This window comes from Ottowia thiooxydans (genome assembly GCF_040548795.1).
In the GTDB taxonomy this organism is placed as follows: Bacteria; Pseudomonadota; Gammaproteobacteria; order Burkholderiales; family Burkholderiaceae_C; genus Ottowia; species Ottowia thiooxydans_A.
Genome location: NZ_JBEPSH010000008.1, coordinates 222,680 through 238,307, shown reverse-complemented (window position 1 = coordinate 238,307; position 15,628 = coordinate 222,680). Strand labels below are relative to the sequence as shown.

The window sequence follows — 15,628 nt, the reverse complement described above, 5'->3', positions numbered from 1 at the left end:
GCCCCTTGCCCCACGGGTGACGCAGCCGGTGGCCTGGCAGAGCTAGCTCCGCGGCCTCCTGAATTTGCTATCTCTCCCGCCTGCGGGAGAGGGTGGGACGGGGCCGGCCAACCGGTGAGGGCAAGCGGCGTCACTTCAAACCCACGCTACCCATCTAACCCAGGCCTTACCGCCCAAACTCATCCCCCAACTCCACAGCCCGCTTTTCCGCTGCCATCATGGCCTTCATGAAGGCTTCCTTGACGCCGCTGTCCTCCATCGAAGTCAACGCCGCATAAGTCGTGCCGCCCTTGCTGGTCACGCGCTCACGCAGAACGCCCAGCGGGTCTGGCGATGCCGCCGCCAGCGCACTGGCTCCGTCAAAGGTCCCCACCGCCAACTGACGTGCCTGGCTGGCACTGAGACCCATCTTCTCTCCGGCCTGCTGCATCGCCTCCAAAAAGTAAAAGACATACGCCGGCCCGGACCCTGAGAGCGCCGTCACCGCGTCGAGCTGCTTTTCATTTTTCACCCACAGCGCGTCGCCCGTGGTCCGAATCACTTGCTCGGCTTTCACCCGATCGCTATCTGAGAGTTCAGCAGGCGCAAAGAGCGCCGTCATGCCGCGACCAATCAAAGCCGGCGTGTTGGGCATGCAGCGCACAATCCGGCGGCTGCCGCAGGCGGCCGCAATACTGTCGGATCGAATGCCCGCCATGATGCTTAGATGCAAGGCATTTCCTGCAATGTCCCGCACCGGCCCTGCAGCCTCCATGAAAACCTGCGGCTTCACTGCCCAGACAATGAGTGCAGCGCCCGCAATGAAATCACCCGCCGACGCTTGCACCTGCACGCCGTGCTGTGCAATCAATGCTGTACGCGTGGCTTCAAAAGGCTCCACCACCCGGATCTGTTCAGGCTCCACGCCTTGGCGGATCAAGCCGCCGATGATGGCGTTCGCCATATTGCCGCCGCCAATAAAGGCAATGAGATCGCGGGAAGGTTCGGTAGAAGTCATGATGAAAGTCAATGCGTGAGCAGGAGAAAAAAACGGGGGCTGAAACTCAAACAGGTGTATGCGCTTTGTCGGCCTCGCTGGTAAAGGAATCAGCAAAGAATTCTTCCTCAGGCAGTCCTGCCTGGGCTACGTATTCATGCCGGGCTGAATCGACCACAATGGGTGCGCCACAGGCATACACCTGGTGGGCAGACAGGTCAGGAAAATCTTCAAGTACAGCCCTGTGAACGAAACCCGTGCGCCCGGTCCAGGCGTCTTCGGCCAAGGCGTCTGACACCACCGGCACATAGTGCAGGTGAGGCATCTCCGCCAACTGCTCCTTGATCCACGCGTCCATATACAGGTCTTGCGGCCTGCGGCCACCCCAGTAAAGCGTGGCCTCCCGCGTAATACCCATGAATTTCATGTGTTCAATGATGGCCTTGATCGGCGCAAAACCAGTGCCCGAAGCCAAAAGAACCATGGGCTTCGGTGAGTCATCCCGCAGATGGAAGCTGCCATAAGGGCCTTCAACGCGCAGGATTTCCTTTTCCTTCATCGCGCTGAACACGTGGTCTGTGAACTTGCCTCCGGGCATGTGGCGAATGTGCAGCTCCACGATGGGGGCGCCCGCACCTCCTGCCACCGGTGGCTGAATAAGCAGATGAGGGGCATTGGCCATGCTGTAGCTGCGGCGTGCTCCGTCGCGCAACAGAAATTCAATGTATTGGCCCGCGTGGTACTGCATCACGTCATTCGCAGGCAGTTGCAACCTGACAGACATCACGTCGTGGGACTTTCTCTCCAGTGAAGCCACTCGGGCGGGCATCTTGCGGATAGGAAAGGCGCCCGCATGGGTGACCTGGCGCGATTCGAGCACCACATCGCTTTGCGCTACACCGCAGCAGGTCAGCACGTAGCCCTGAGCTTCTTCTTCCGCGCTCAATGCCTTTTCCTGGTGAGGGCCATGGGCGACGGTGCCAGACAACTTCTTGCACTTGCAAGATCCGCAGGCGCCATCCTTGCAGCCATAAGGCAAACCAATGCCTTGACGAATGCCGGCGGCCAACATGGCTTCACCGGGCTCTGCTTCGAAGCTGCGGCCGCTGGGCTCCACAGTGATTTGATAGGTCATGGGGGTGAGTATCCTTGGGGGTTCTTATTGCATTCCAGATTGGCTGATTTTGCCTTCAAACCTGAATCCCCTCGGAGCACTGCCTGCCCGCTTCCGGCGCCAACGGGTATTGATCATTGGCTGTGGCGACGTGGGCATGCGTGCCGCCAAGCTTCTTGGCCCACGGACGAGAGTCATGGCATTGACCTCCAACCACCAGCGGGTGCCTGTGCTTCGCGCCGCCGGCATCGTTCCTTTGATCGGAAATCTGGACAAGCCGCGCACTCTGGCACGGCTGGCGGGGCTGGCTTCCAGGGTGCTCCATCTTGCTCCTCCGCCAGGTCAAGGTGTGAAGGACCCCCGTACGCAGTCGCTCGCCTGGGCGTTGCGCCGACGCCAGTTGCCAGCGGCCATGGTCTATGGCTCTACCAGCGGGGTTTACGGCAACTGCGACGGCGAATGGTTGAACGAGACGCGGGCCACCCATCCTGAAACAGCAAGAGCCTGGCGCCGGGTAGATGCAGAGTTGCATGTGCGTCAACTGGGCCGTGCCGGGGTGTGCGCGAGCATTCTGAGAATTCCCGGCATTTATGCCCCAGACCGCGAAGGCGGCACGCCCCGGGAGCGCTTGCTCAGCAGCACCCCGGTACTTATGGCAGACGAAGACGTGTTCACCAACCACATTCATGCCGATGATCTGGCGCGCGCGTGCATGTTGGCACTCTGGCGCGGTCACCCACAACGGGTGATCAACGTCAGCGACGACAGCGATCTCAAGATGGGCGACTACATGGACCTCGCTGCCGACCTATACGGTCTTCCACGACCGCCCCGCACCACTTTGGCGCAGGCCGCCCAGAGCCTCTCTCCTATGCGCCTCTCCTTCATGCGCGAATCCCGCCGTCTGGATAACCAGCGCATGAAACATGAACTTCGGCTGCGGCTTTCGTATCCAACGGTCCGCCAGGGACTGATCGAATAAGTGCAAACGATCAATGACAGCGAAAACCCCTCATGTTAGAAAGGCCTAAGAACCAGTTGGGTATTGCGGTTGGAAGGTCTATGGCTCTTATCCTCTCAATAGTCTTTGTTGCTGCGGGCATGGACGTTCAGGTTTTGTGCGTGCAGTGAAAACCCACCGGTTTCGGCCAATTTTTTGCGGAGAATTTTTTGACCTTCACCGATTTCCCCTTCCTGCCACGCCGCTCCTTCCTCGCTCGAACAGGGGCCGTAGCAGCCAGTGGACTGCTCGCATCTTCGGCGCTGTTCGCTCAAAAGCCTGCAACACCTGGTGGCGCCTACGAGCCCACTCGCGGTCAGTTCGGCAAAGACGTCATCTGGATCCCTTCTCCCGACACCTTGGTCACGCGCATGTTGCGTCTGGCAGCCACTACCCCGCAGGACTACGTGATTGACCTCGGCTCGGGTGACGGAAAGATCGTGATCGCTGCCGCACGCGAATTCAAGGCACAAGGCAAGGGAATCGAATACAACCCTGATCTGGTGGAACTGTCCAATCGCAGAGCCAAAGCGGCTGGGGTCGATCAACGTGCCCAGTTTGAAAAGGCGGATATCTTCGAATCCGACTTCTCCCGCGCCACAGTCATCACCATGTATCTGCTCCCGCACTTGAACCTGAAGTTGCGGCACCGAATCCTGGCCCTGAAGCCTGGAACAAGAGTGGTCTCCCATGAATTCCGCATGGGCCGCTGGATACCGGACGAAACTTCGCGCGTAGGCTCCGCGTCGGTCCATCTGTGGCTGGTCCCTGCCAATGTCGGTGGCGAGTGGGAGCTCACCTTCCCGGAGCAAGCGGGGCCGGCGAACGTGAGAATGACGCTGAACCAGACCTTCCAGAACTTCACGGGCGATGTGGTCTTCAAAGACTTCAGCACCGCAGTACGCAATCAGCGCGTGGCCGGCGAGAAGGTCCACTTTTCCTTTACGGACGAAGACGGCCACCTGCGCCGCTTTGAGGGACAGGTCGCAGGTGATCGCATCACAGGCTCAGTCTTTCAAGACGGCAAGCAGGCGGCGTTCAGCGCGCGCAGGGTAGGCGCGGCTCCTGCCATCGGTGGGTCCGGACCGGCCCCTGAAAACGAGGCTGAATCGTTGTCGGCCGAATGACGTCGTCCGCCAACGAGAAATCACAGCCGCAGCCTACCTTGGGGCTGCGCGAAGCTGTAGCCATCATTGTCGGCATCGTCATCGGTGCAGGCATCTTCAAAGCTCCTTCATTGGTCGCTCAGTTCACCGGATCTCCGGGGTGGATGCTGGCTGCATGGGTGGCGGGTGGCCTCATTTCATTCATCGGCGCACTCTGCTATGCGGAGCTGGCTGCAGCCTGGCCGCATGCGGGGGGTGATTATCATTTTCTGCACCGCGCTTATGGTCGCCGCGTGTCATTTCTCTTCGCCTGGGCACGCTTTTCCGTCATTACCACCGGTTCTATCGCGTTGCTCGCCTTTGTTTTTGGCGACTACATGACGGCCTTGCTTTCGCTGGGCAGTTACAGCTCCGCCATCTGGGGCGCTCTGGCTGTTTTGGCGCTGACCTGGATCAATGCACGTGGCATTCACGCCAGCGCCAGCACGCAAAGCTGGCTCACGCTGGCAGAGGTATTGGGGCTGGTGCTGATTGTGGTGGCCGGACTGTGGTTGTGGCTGGGCGCTGGCGCCTCACCTCCGCCTGCGCCCGTGGTTGCAGAAGCTGCAGCCTCTGGCACGCCCATGTCCATGCTCGGGCTGGCGATGGTGTTTGTGCTGTTGACTTACGGCGGCTGGAATGAAGCGGCCTATCTCAGTGCAGAACTGCGCGGTTCGCGCCGCAGCATGCTGCACGCGCTGGGTATCAGCCTCGCGCTGATCACCGTGTTGTACCTGGCTGTGAATCTGGCCTACCTGTACGGCCTTGGCATCCAGGGCATGGCCAAGAGCGAAGCCGTCGCGGCAGACCTGCTCAGAGTGGCCTTCGGCCGCACCGGCGAGACCATGATTTCCATCGCTGTGGCAGTGGCTGCGCTCACCTCCATCAATGCCACCATGATCGTCGGTTCACGCACCAACTTCGCCGTAGGTAGAGATTGGCCGGCGCTACATGCTCTGGGTCGCTGGCACCCGGAGCGCGGCGTACCTGCCGCTGCCTTGTATGCGCAGTCAGCCTTCGCTTTGGTGCTGGTGGTTTTTGGTGGCAGCTTGCGTGGCGGCTTTCAGGTCATGGTGGATTACACCGCCCCGGTGTTCTGGACATTCTTCTTCCTCAGCTCGATTGCCCTCATCGTCCTGCGCGTACGCGAACCCCAGACACCGCGGCCATTCAAAGTCCCTTTGTACCCCGTGCTCCCACTGTTTTTCGCCTCCGTATGCCTGTACATGCTCTGGTCTTCACTGGCCTACGTCAAGGCAGGCGCATTGGCAGGCGTGGGTGTTCTGGTGGTGGGTGGCGTGCTGCTGTGGATATTGGAGCGCAGGCCAGCCAGGGATGCTGTGACATCTCCTTGAGGCGCTTAAGTCTGCGCTCGCACCGTCGCCACATGCAGACTTAGGCATCCCCTCCCTCTGGGAGACTGATGCCGGCGCGCCTGCTGACTTAAGGCACAACCCGAGCGGGTTCGCCGCTTAACGCCTTGTCATTCATGGGGGAAGCTGGGGCGGGGCCGACCAACCGGTGAGGGCAGGCGGCGATTGAATGGTTCGCAGTCCCCACCTACGTGGGCAGCAACTCAGGATTGAAAACCACCTCCCAAAGGTGAGCGTCCGGGTCCATGAAATAACCCGCGAAACCCCCGTAGAAAGTGTCAGCCGCGGGTTTGACGATACGAGCACCCGCTTGTTCGGCCTGCTTCATAAGGGCCAGGACTTCTTCCTTTGAAGATACGTTGTGTCCTAGGGTCAGCTCAAGGGATCCCCCAGTACGCAGCGGCAGGCCTGTGTCTGCTGCAATACTTCGCCTGGGCCAAAGGGCAAGCTTCAGCCCGTTCTGCAAATCAAAGAACGCAACAGCGCCATTTTCAAATTCCGTGCCGATGATGCCTTGGGTGGGAAGGCCGAGTCCGTCTCGATAGAACTCGACAGATTTCTCCAGGTCATCGACCCCTAAGGTCAGCACGGTGATTCTGGGATGCATGTCTTTATCCGCTTCGCATTGAGTGGCCTTGCGGTGTATGGTACTTGCGCACGGCAACTTGGACAATGTCTCGGAGCTAGGCTGACTACAGGGGCGCTGCGCTCATGCGTTGGCCGAGCTGCGCCGATACAACCACATGGCTGTGGTTATGGTTTGGGCGAACTTCTCAAAAGAAAAACCGCGCTACCTTGTGAGTAGCGCGGTTTCAAATTGAGTGGTAGGACGTACAAGATTCGAACTTGTGACCAACGGATTAAAAGTCCGCTGCTCTACCAGCTGAGCTAACGTCCCACTCGTTTTCCCTGTTTGCCGGGAAGCCTCGCAGTATATCTCGTTTTTAGCCCTTTTTCGAAATTCTGTTCAAAAGATATCCAACAGCGCAAAAACCGAAGGTGGCAGTGACCGCCACGGTAGAACCATAGCCATGGCAGTTAAGGGTTCCGTCCGAAGCTTCGGTTTCGCAAGCGGCAGGGGGCTGGGCCACGCTCTCTCTGCTGAATATACATTCCACGCCAATGCGGCGGCCTGCGCCAGGTGCGCCGTGTTCTCTCCGCAGTCGATAGCGCACTTGCGCCAGCAACGGGTCGTGCGTGGCGTCGGCGATATCAGCTACTTCGACCAGATCGGCGCGTACCTTGCCGCCCGCTGCACCGACGCTGATGAAGTGACGGCGCTCGCGGCGCGCCCAGGCCGCCATCGCAACCTTGGCAGAGACTTGATCGCACGCATCAATGACGGCGTCCACTGAAGCTGGGAGGACCTGCGGCCAATTGGCCGGCTGCACAAAGTCATCGACCGTATGAACCACGCACCCGGGGTGGATCTGCACTATACGTTCGCGCATGGCTTCCACCTTGGCCTGGCCCAGCGTAGAAGTCACTGCATGAATCTGACGGTTGACGTTGGACTCAGAGATATGGTCCATGTCAATCAGGGTGATCTGGCCGACCCCACTGCGCGCCAATGCCTCGGCGGCCCAGGATCCCACGCCGCCAATGCCCACCACGGCCACATGCGCAGCTCGGATCCGCTCCGCGCCTTCTGGTCCGTAAAGACGGCTGAGCCCGCCAAAGCGGCGCTCCAGGTCGGGTGAGGTGTCGGTGACGTTGTCCGCAGGTGAAAGCATGGCGAGATTTTAGGGATGCTGGTGAAATGCGTGGGTCCAAGGGGGTTTGAGCGCGCTTTCAGGTCAGAACAATCGGTTCCATGGCACCGCGGCATGGCTCTAGCCCTCTTCATACAGTAGGCAGGAATGCAGAGGAGGGCATGCAGGGGGCAGGGGCGTCAGCAGGGCGACGCTCGCTGAATACCCCGCGAGGCTAAAATCGTTCTTTCCAGGCCCGCGCCCCATCTTTCTTGGTAGTGCGGGCCATGTCATTAGCGGTTACCCCGCCCGCCACCATGTCTGATCAACAGCTCTCGCAGCCGGGCCTTGCAGCCCTGTCCAAATCTTTCGATCCAGCCGCCGTCGAGTCGAGCTGGGGTCCCCTCTGGGAGCAGCGCGGCTTGGGTCGCGCGGGTTTCCGCGGGACTGGCGTCGCCAACGCTGAAGCCGCCGCCAGGGGAGAGAATTTTGCCGTGCAGCTGCCGCCACCCAATGTGACGGGCACGCTGCACATGGGGCACGCGTTCAACCAGACCATCATGGACAGCCTCACGCGCTACCACCGGATGAAGGGGTTCAACACGCTCTGGGTTCCGGGTACCGACCATGCTGGCATTGCCACGCAGATTGTCGTGGAACGTCAGCTGCAGGAGCAAAAGCAAAGCCGCCATGATCTGGGGCGCAAGAACTTCGTGGCCCGCGTGTGGGAATGGAAGCAGCGTTCGGGCGACACCATCACGCAGCAGATGCGCCGCATGGGCGCCAGCGTTGACTGGAGCCGCGAATACTTCACCATGGACGACAAGCTGAGCAGGGTCGTCACGGAGACCTTCGTGCAGCTGCACGACCAAGGCCTGATCTACCGCGGCAAGCGCCTGGTGAACTGGGATCCAGAACTCAAGACCGCTGTGAGCGATCTTGAAGTGGAAAGCGAAGAGGAAGACGGCTTTCTGTGGCACATCGCTTATCCGCTGTCAGATGGCAGCGGTCAACTGGTGGTGGCCACGACGCGGCCGGAAACCATGCTGGGTGACGTCGCCGTCATGGTCCATCCGGAAGATGAGCGCTATAGGCACCTGATTGGCAGCCACGTCAAGTTGCCGCTGGTGGGCCGGGAGATTCCGGTCATCGCGGACGACTATGTGGACAAGGAGTTCGGCACCGGTGTCGTCAAGGTCACGCCTGCACACGACGCGAACGACTACGCCGTGGGGCAGCGCCATGCCTTGCCCATGATTGAGGTCCTGACGCTGGACGCCAACATCAACGACAGCGCGCCGGAGAAGTACCGCGGCCTGAACCGTTTCGTCGCCCGCAAGGCCATCGTGGCGGATCTGCAGGAACTTGGCCTTCTGGTTGAAACCAAGAAGCACCGCTTGATGGTTCCGCGCTGCGCACGTACCGGCCAGGTCATCGAACCCATGCTCACCGACCAATGGTTCGTGGCCATGAGCAAGCCAGACGAGACCGGCAAAAGCATCGCGCAGAAGGCGATAGATGCCGTTCAGTCGGGCCAGGTCCGCTTCGTTCCGGAGCAATGGGTCAACACCTACAACCAGTGGATGAACAACATCCAGGATTGGTGCATCAGCCGCCAGTTGTGGTGGGGCCATCAGATCCCTGCCTGGTATGGCGACAACGGCAGCATCTTCGTGGCACGCAGCGAAGAAGAGGCTCGTGCCAAAGCCACGCAAGCCGGCTATAGCGGCCCATTGACCCGGGACGAGGACGTGCTCGACACCTGGTACTCCTCCGCCCTGGTGCCGTTCTCCTCGCTCGGCTGGCCTGAAAAAACAGAAGACCTCAGCCTCTATCTGCCCAGCAGTGTTCTGGTCACGGGCCACGACATCATCTTTTTCTGGGTCGCCCGGATGATCATGATGACCACGCATTTCACGGGCCAGGTTCCGTTCCGTGATGTCTACATTCATGGCCTGGTGCTGGATGCCCACGGCAAGAAGATGAGCAAGTCCGAAGGCAATGTGCTGGACCCGGTTGATCTGATCGACGGCATTGCCCTGGAGCCCCTGCTGCAAAAGCGCGCCACCGGTCTTCGCAAGCCTGAAACTGCGCCCAAGGTGCGCGAGAACACCAAGAAAGAATTCCCAGACGGAATTCCCGCCTATGGTGCTGACGCCTTGCGTTTTACCTTCGCCGCCATGGCGACGCTGGGGCGTACCGTCAACTTCGACAGCAAGCGCTGTGAAGGCTACCGGAATTTCTGCAACAAGCTGTGGAATGCCAGCCGCTTCGTTCTGATGAATTGCGAGGGCCATGACTGCACACCTTCGCAAGATATAGCCACTCACCGCTCAGCGGCGGACAAATGGATCGTCAGCCTTTTGCAAAAGGTCGAGACTGAGGTCGCCAAGGCCTTTGCCGACTACCGGCTGGATAACGTCGCCAACACAATCTATGATTTCGTGTGGAACGAGTTCTGCGATTGGTATCTTGAAATCGCCAAGGTGCAGATCCAGACGGGCAGCGCCGAGCAGCAGCGAGCAACCCGCGCCACCCTGGTGCGGGTGCTGGAAGCCATTTTGCGCCTGGCTCACCCCATCATCCCGTTCGTGACAGAAGCACTGTGGCAAGCGGTGGCTCCCGTTGCCGGCAAGACCGGTGAATCCATCACAGTCGCACCGTATCCCCTGGCACAGGCCGAAAACACCGACCAGGCCGCCGAAGATTCGGTAGCTCAACTCAAACGCGTGGTCGAAGCCTGCCGCAACCTGCGTGGCGAGATGGGCGTCTCGCCCGCTCAGCGCATGCCGCTCTTCGTGCTGGGGGACACCCAGTTCATGCGTGCCAACGCGGCCGTGCTCCAGGCGCTGGCCAAACTGAGTGAAGTGAAGGTGTTCGATGAAGAAAGCGCCTGGCAAGCCGCAGCTCAGGCGGCACCTGTCGCGGTGGTGGGTGAGGCCCGCATGGCGCTCTTCGTAGAGGTGGACATTGCTGCGGAAAAGGTGCGCATCGGCAAGGAAGTCGCTCGTCTTGAGGGCGAAATTGCCAAGGCCAATGGAAAACTAGGCAATGAGGCCTTCGTCGCCAAGGCGCCGCCTGCGGTGATCGAACAAGAGAAAAAGCGCCTCGCTGATTTCAATGCTGCGCTCGAGAAAAACCGCAGTCAACTTGCGCGGCTTGGTTGAACACCACGCTTGGTCTCACATCAACGCCTCTTCTTTTCATATAAACATGTCAAACCCCAGCCGAGTCACCACCGCCGTCTTTCCCGTTGCGGGATTGGGCACGCGCTTTCTGCCCGCCACCAAGGCCAGTCCGAAAGAAATGCTCCCTATCGTCGACAAACCGTTGATCCAGTATGCGGTGGAGGAGGCTTATGCCGCCGGCGTGCGGCACATGGTGTTTGTAACCGGGCGAAGCAAACGTGCCATTGAAGACCATTTCGACACGGCCTATGAACTGGAGGCAGAACTCGACGCCGCAGGCAAAACCGAGCTGCTCTCTGCCGTGCGTGCTGTGCAGCCTGACGACATGGATTGCACTTACGTCCGTCAGCCCAGATCGCTCGGTCTGGGGCATGCGGTGTTGTGCGCAGCGCACATCGTTGGCGACCAACCGTTCGCCGTTTTGCTGGCCGACGATTTGATGGTGGGGCCACCTGGAGGCTCCGCTGTGCTGACACAGATGGTGGAAGCGTTCGGCGCGCTGGGCCGCTCAGTGCTGGCCGTGCAGGAGGTTCCTGAGGATCAGGTGCGCCGTTATGGCATCGTGGCAGGTCAGGCAGCGGGAGAGCGTCTGATCAGCATTGAGCAGATTGTTGAGAAGCCCGCACCAGCGGACGCGCCATCGCGCATGGGCGTCGCTGGGCGCTACATCCTGACGCCGCGCATCTTCGACGAAATCCGGAACCTGCGGCCAGGCGCGGGTGGAGAGATTCAGCTCACGGATGCCATCGCCAATCTGATGGCCAAAGAACGCGTCTACGCCTACGAATACAGCGGTAAGCGCTATGACTGCGGCAGCAAGGATGGATTCCTGCAAGCCACGGTCGAGCTGGCTTTGCAGCACCCTCAGATGGGTGCTGAGTTCCGCCAGTATCTTAAGTCGCTCGAACTTTGAAGTCTTGAGGCACCCAGGCCGTAGCGCGGAGGTTGCGGCCTGGGGGTTTAACGCCGCTTCAGGACGTGGATAAGTTCACCGTCCGCTGTCTGCTGCTCGACCAATTCATTGCCTGTCTGCTTGGCGAACGCCTGAAAATCTCGCACCGATCCGGGGTCGGTGCAGACCACCTTCAAAAGTTGGCCGCTTTGCATTTCAGACAATGCCTTCTTCGCCTTGAGAATAGGTAGCGGGCAGTTCAAGCCACGAGCGTCTACTTCCTTGTCGATGTCCATGGGTACTAATTGTTCGTGGCTTCGCCAAAGCCGCGCCGGCGCTCGGCGTTTTCCTCAGCGGTGAAAAATACGGGCTCGTGCCCTCGCGTACGCAGCCAATCTGCCAAGGCATATCCGGTGCCCGCTGGCCAGCATTTCAAATCCGCCAGGTCGTAGAGCCGATAGTCTGCCAATTCAGGGGACAGGCGAACTTCACCTTCAGCCACGACGTGATACGCAATGATGATCTGGTTCATCCGCAGGAACTCATAGGCACCCACCAGCTTGCAAGCGCGGACATCCAGGTTGGTCTCTTCCTTGACTTCGCGAGCAATGCCCTCTTCGGGGGATTCGCCTGCCTCCATGAAGCCGGTGATCAAGGCATACATCTTGTGCGGCCAGCTGGCATTGCGTGCCAAAAGCACCTTGCCATTGATTTCCACGATGGCCGCCAGCACGGGCGTTGGATTGTTCCAATGAGTGAAGTCGCAAGCAGGGCAGCGCAGGCGTTCCTGAGGGCCGCCGTCTTCCTCGAGGGTGATCATCGCCAGCGGCGTTGCACACTGAGGGCAGTAATTCCAATGAGCCATACGAAGGGTACCAGGCAGTTGATGGGCAGGCGCAAGCGTCTGTTCTTAAGCAGGAAAAACGCCGGTCGACAGGTAACGGTCACCGCGGTCGCACACCACAAACACCACGGTTGCATTTTTCTCGCGAGCAGCAATTTGCTGAGCGACCCAGGCAGCACCGCCTGAGGAAATGCCACCAAAGATACCTTCTTCCCGCGCCAGGCGCCTGGCCATTTCCTCCGCATCGTCCTGCGTGACGAGAACCTCTTCATCCACCAGTGTGGCGTCGTAAATTCTGGGCAGGTATTCCTGAGGCCATTTGCGGATGCCAGGAATGCGAGAGCCTTCTGCCGGTTGGGCGCCAATGATTTGCACTGACGGATTCTTCTCTTTCAGGAAACGGGCCACGCCGGTGATGGTGCCCGTGGTCCCCATGGCGCTGACGAAATGCGTAATGCGGCCAGCAGTCTGCTCCCACAGTTCAGGGCCTGTGGTTTCGTAGTGGATGCGCGGGTTGTCCGCATTCGCGAATTGGTCGAGCACCACGCCCTTGCCTTGTCCCACCATCTTGTCAGCCAAGTCGCGTGCGTATTCCATGCCACCAGAGCGCGGCGTAAGGATCAGCTCCGCGCCAAACGCCTTCATGGTCTGTGCGCGCTCAATCGACAAATCTTCCGGCATGATCAGCACCATGCGGTAGCCCTTGATGGCTGCGGCCATCGCCAAGGCAATGCCGGTATTGCCTGAAGTCGCCTCGATCAAAGTGTCGCCTGGCTTGATCTCACCGCGCTCTTGCGCACGCCGAATCATCGATAAAGCCGGTCGATCCTTCACGGAGCCGGCCGGATTGTTGCCTTCGAGCTTCGCCAAAACAACATTTTCGCGAGCCAAATTGTCTTGCGCGCCAATACGTTGCAGCTGAACCAGCGGTGTTTTGCCAACGGCGTCTTCAATTGTTGGATAGTTCATGCTGATACTGTGCCATAATTTTGGACTGTCATCTTCCTGCCCGGGTGGTGAAATTGGTAGACGCAGGGGACTCAAAATCCCCCACCGAAAGGTGTGCCGGTTCGATTCCGGCCCCGGGCACCATCTAAATTTGCCTTTTGTTATCAAAACATCAGGCAATTTCGAAGTCCAACCCCAAACACCGGGGGACTTCTCAGAATCATTGTCCAGGTGCATTACTGCATTACTGCATTACTGCGCTGCGGCGCTGGTCTCACCGAGACTCTTCACACACCTGGATGCAGCGCCATCAAGGCACCGATGGTGAAAGTGCGCGCATCCAACGTTCGTGCTCTTCTTTTTCCAGTTCCAGCAAGCTGTCTGGTGAGCCGCCTCCGCCGACGGCCCCAAGGTCTTGCAAGTGCTTGCGCACCTCGGGCTTGGCAAGCACCTGGGCCACGGCTTCCTGCAATATGCGATTGGACGCGGCATCCGAGTTCGCGGGCGCCCAGAGGCTGAAGCGGTCGTAGGCGACGAAGCCGGCCAACGATGTACTGGCAGCCAGCGTTGGCCATGTGGTGCCGTCGAAGTGTTGGGGGTGCGTCTGGTCGGCGGTGGTGCCCAGCACACGCAACTGGCCGCGCCGCACTGCGACCGCCACAGCATTCACGGGCGCGAACAGCAGGTCCACTGCATGCTCTTTGGTAATGACGCCCGAATCGGGGTACATGCCCTTGAAGACCACGCGCTGTACGTCGATGCCGCTCAGTGCGCGGAACTGAGCGAAGGCGAGGTGGCCCGGCCAGCCGTCGTCGCCCGTGCCGATGCGCAGGCTTCCAGGGTGGGCCCGTGCGTAGGCAAGCAGGTCATCCGTGCTGTGAATGCCCAGGGTGTCGGCCTTCGTGCTGTCGGCGACCAGGACCAAAGGCTGCGACGCGAGCAGCGTGACCGGGAGAAGGGATTGCAATAGCGCGTCGATCTGAGGGCCCTTGTGCACGCCCTTGATGCCTCCGCGCGGCAGCGTCATTGCTGCGAGCAAGACCTTCGAGCTGCCGCCTTCCGTCGTCAGCCGGCGATAGTCTGCCTCGGTGGCTGACGGCAAGTTATCGACCTGCACGTTGCGTCCCAGCAAGTTGGGCAAGTGCGAGGCCAACATCTGGGCATAGTGGCTGCTGCGCCCACTGGGTGCAAACGGCACGGTGATGTGCAGTGCAGGCTGCAGCACAGGGGTAAGCCATTGGCCTGCATCGTTCATCAGGCCGATTCGAATGGCCCACTGTCCGTCAGTGGACGCGTTGCGCACCAGGGCTTCGGCCACCCAATAGCGGCCCATGCGGTGGAATTTTCGAATCATTGGCCAGTGGTCTTGCCACCCCGGCGGGCGCCAGTCCTCTGGGAATGCGCCTGAAACGACAGCGTAGCCGTGGCGGAACCGGCGTGCCTCGTAAAACTGCGGCGCAATCATCCATTGGCCCTTTGCGTTCTGGTATCCCCATCGGCCGGTTTTTTCGTCCTTGGCTGGCCGCAGTGCGCCGCCACCATGCTTGCCGCTCAGTCGTTGCCAGCGACATACGCGTGGTGTGCCGGCGTGGCGCTGGACATCCAGCCCGACGGAAGTGCACAACTGAATGCGCCTCTGGGCGGTCACGTCGGGCAGATTGCCGAAGATGAACGGGATCACCATTTTCCCTCGTGCATCGATCACGCCTGAACCAGAGGAGCCCGGTGTCACGATTTGCTTCTTGTAGTCCATCCACTGCGTAGTGGTGATGTCCCGTGGCGGTACAGGGGGAAGCCACTGGTCCCGTGCATCGCGCATCCCGGGCTGTGCGTACACCGTGTCCACATGCAGATCGGAAGTCACCTGCCTGGATTCCTCCGGCATGAGGTAAGAGAGAGCCGCGGCGGAGTCAATGGAGTTCGTGTCCTTGCCATCGCAGGTCACGGGCGGAACGGCCCACTGGCCTTGCGCATCAATGCGCCCGTGGGCCGTGGTGGTCCGTAGTCCGCCCCCAGGCTTTCGCTCCACCAGCCACACTTTGAGCAACGGCTGGAGTGCTGGATTGAGGGAGAGGTATTCCTGCCGCACGACCTGCCAGCGGCCGTCGCAGAAGCTGCGCGCTGTCGGCGAAAGGAAAAGCGTACGCCCTTCGAGAGCGTCGAACAACGCGGGGGCAAGCTCACTTTCTTTGCCTGGATTCAAGCTCAGCCAGCGCAACCGCTCAATCAGGTTGGGGGCGATGCCGATGGTGAACGCGAAGATGTCACCCCACGGCCGAGCTCGTGCATCCACCGGTTGCAATTGCCAAGTCGGCTGCATCGGCAGGGCACGTCCCGGATCGGCATGCAGTTCCTGGTAACTTGGCGGCGCTGCGTTGACCGAACCAAAGACGATGCCGAACCACAGCAGGGCTGTGAGGACATGCAGGCGCTTCATCGGTTGATCACCTCTGCCCG

General features: G+C 60.2%; 13 protein-coding genes and 2 tRNA genes. 6 read left to right on the top strand and 9 right to left on the bottom strand.

The window, feature by feature from the left end:
* Positions 1–166 precede the first annotated feature (166 nt).
* Together proC and ABIE13_RS20425 are read right to left on the bottom strand one after the other, a co-directional pair.
* Positions 167–997: a pyrroline-5-carboxylate reductase gene (gene proC / locus ABIE13_RS20430; protein ID WP_354446831.1), complete on the bottom strand. Its 831-nt coding sequence runs from the start codon at positions 995–997 to the stop codon at positions 167–169.
* A gap of 46 nt (positions 998–1,043) precedes the next feature.
* On the bottom strand, positions 1,044–2,111 hold the full coding sequence (locus ABIE13_RS20425; RefSeq protein WP_354446829.1) for a CDP-6-deoxy-delta-3,4-glucoseen reductase: 1,068 nt from the start codon (positions 2,109–2,111) through the stop codon (positions 1,044–1,046).
* A 49-nt stretch (positions 2,112–2,160) separates the two neighbouring features.
* Between ABIE13_RS20425 and ABIE13_RS20420 the strand changes: the two genes are divergently transcribed.
* From ABIE13_RS20420 to ABIE13_RS20410, 3 genes are all read left to right on the top strand, one after another.
* Positions 2,161–3,072 (top strand): SDR family oxidoreductase, encoded by a 912-nt coding sequence (locus ABIE13_RS20420; RefSeq protein ID WP_354446828.1) that lies wholly within the window; start codon positions 2,161–2,163, stop codon positions 3,070–3,072.
* 188 nt (positions 3,073–3,260) lie between these two features.
* The gene (locus tag ABIE13_RS20415) at positions 3,261–4,217 is read left to right on the top strand and encodes a methyltransferase domain-containing protein (RefSeq protein WP_354446827.1); all 957 of its coding nucleotides are present in this window, start codon (positions 3,261–3,263) and stop codon (positions 4,215–4,217) included.
* Positions 4,214–5,590, top strand: a complete 1,377-nt coding sequence (locus ABIE13_RS20410) for an APC family permease (RefSeq protein WP_354446825.1) — start codon at positions 4,214–4,216, stop codon at positions 5,588–5,590. Before ABIE13_RS20415 ends, ABIE13_RS20410 begins: the two co-directional genes overlap by 4 nt.
* A 205-nt stretch (positions 5,591–5,795) precedes the next feature.
* Here the strand turns inward: ABIE13_RS20410 and ABIE13_RS20405 are convergent, their stop codons facing one another.
* The 3 genes from ABIE13_RS20405 to ABIE13_RS20395 form a co-directional block, all read right to left on the bottom strand.
* Complete coding sequence (locus ABIE13_RS20405) at positions 5,796–6,215, bottom strand: VOC family protein (RefSeq protein ID WP_354446823.1); 420 nt, start codon at positions 6,213–6,215, stop codon at positions 5,796–5,798.
* Between the two features lie 215 nt (positions 6,216–6,430).
* Positions 6,431–6,506: transfer RNA gene (locus ABIE13_RS20400), tRNA-Lys, on the bottom strand.
* Between the two features lie 46 nt (positions 6,507–6,552).
* Positions 6,553–7,341: a tRNA threonylcarbamoyladenosine dehydratase gene (locus ABIE13_RS20395; protein ID WP_354446821.1), complete on the bottom strand. Its 789-nt coding sequence runs from the start codon at positions 7,339–7,341 to the stop codon at positions 6,553–6,555.
* 275 nt (positions 7,342–7,616) lie between these two features.
* Here ABIE13_RS20395 and ABIE13_RS20390 point away from each other — a divergent pair, with 275 nt between their 5' ends.
* Together ABIE13_RS20390 and galU are read left to right on the top strand one after the other, a co-directional pair.
* Positions 7,617–10,466 (top strand): valine--tRNA ligase, encoded by a 2,850-nt coding sequence (locus ABIE13_RS20390; protein WP_354446820.1) that lies wholly within the window; start codon positions 7,617–7,619, stop codon positions 10,464–10,466.
* Between the two features lie 46 nt (positions 10,467–10,512).
* Positions 10,513–11,400 (top strand): UTP--glucose-1-phosphate uridylyltransferase GalU, encoded by an 888-nt coding sequence (galU, locus tag ABIE13_RS20385; RefSeq protein ID WP_354446818.1) that lies wholly within the window; start codon positions 10,513–10,515, stop codon positions 11,398–11,400.
* Between the two features lie 47 nt (positions 11,401–11,447).
* On the opposite strand, the gene ABIE13_RS20380 is transcribed toward galU, so the two are convergent.
* The 3 genes from ABIE13_RS20380 to cysM are packed head-to-tail and all read right to left on the bottom strand — an operon-like array spanning position 11,448 to position 13,192.
* Positions 11,448–11,675, bottom strand: a complete 228-nt coding sequence (locus ABIE13_RS20380) for a sulfurtransferase TusA family protein (protein ID WP_354446817.1) — start codon at positions 11,673–11,675, stop codon at positions 11,448–11,450.
* 5 nt (positions 11,676–11,680) lie between these two features.
* Entirely contained in the window at positions 11,681–12,244 is a 564-nt protein-coding gene (locus ABIE13_RS20375) for an NUDIX hydrolase (protein WP_354446816.1), read from the bottom strand.
* Positions 12,245–12,289: 45 nt separating this feature from the next.
* On the bottom strand, positions 12,290–13,192 hold the full coding sequence (gene cysM / locus ABIE13_RS20370) for a cysteine synthase CysM (protein WP_354446815.1): 903 nt from the start codon (positions 13,190–13,192) through the stop codon (positions 12,290–12,292).
* Between the two features lie 38 nt (positions 13,193–13,230).
* On the opposite strand from cysM, the gene ABIE13_RS20365 reads away from it, so the two are divergent.
* A tRNA-Leu gene (locus ABIE13_RS20365) sits at positions 13,231–13,315 on the top strand.
* A gap of 166 nt (positions 13,316–13,481) precedes the next feature.
* Here ABIE13_RS20365 and ABIE13_RS20360 read toward each other — a convergent pair.
* Complete coding sequence (locus ABIE13_RS20360) at positions 13,482–15,608, bottom strand: tripartite tricarboxylate transporter substrate-binding protein (RefSeq protein WP_354446813.1); 2,127 nt, start codon at positions 15,606–15,608, stop codon at positions 13,482–13,484.
* Positions 15,609–15,628 lie beyond the last annotated feature (20 nt).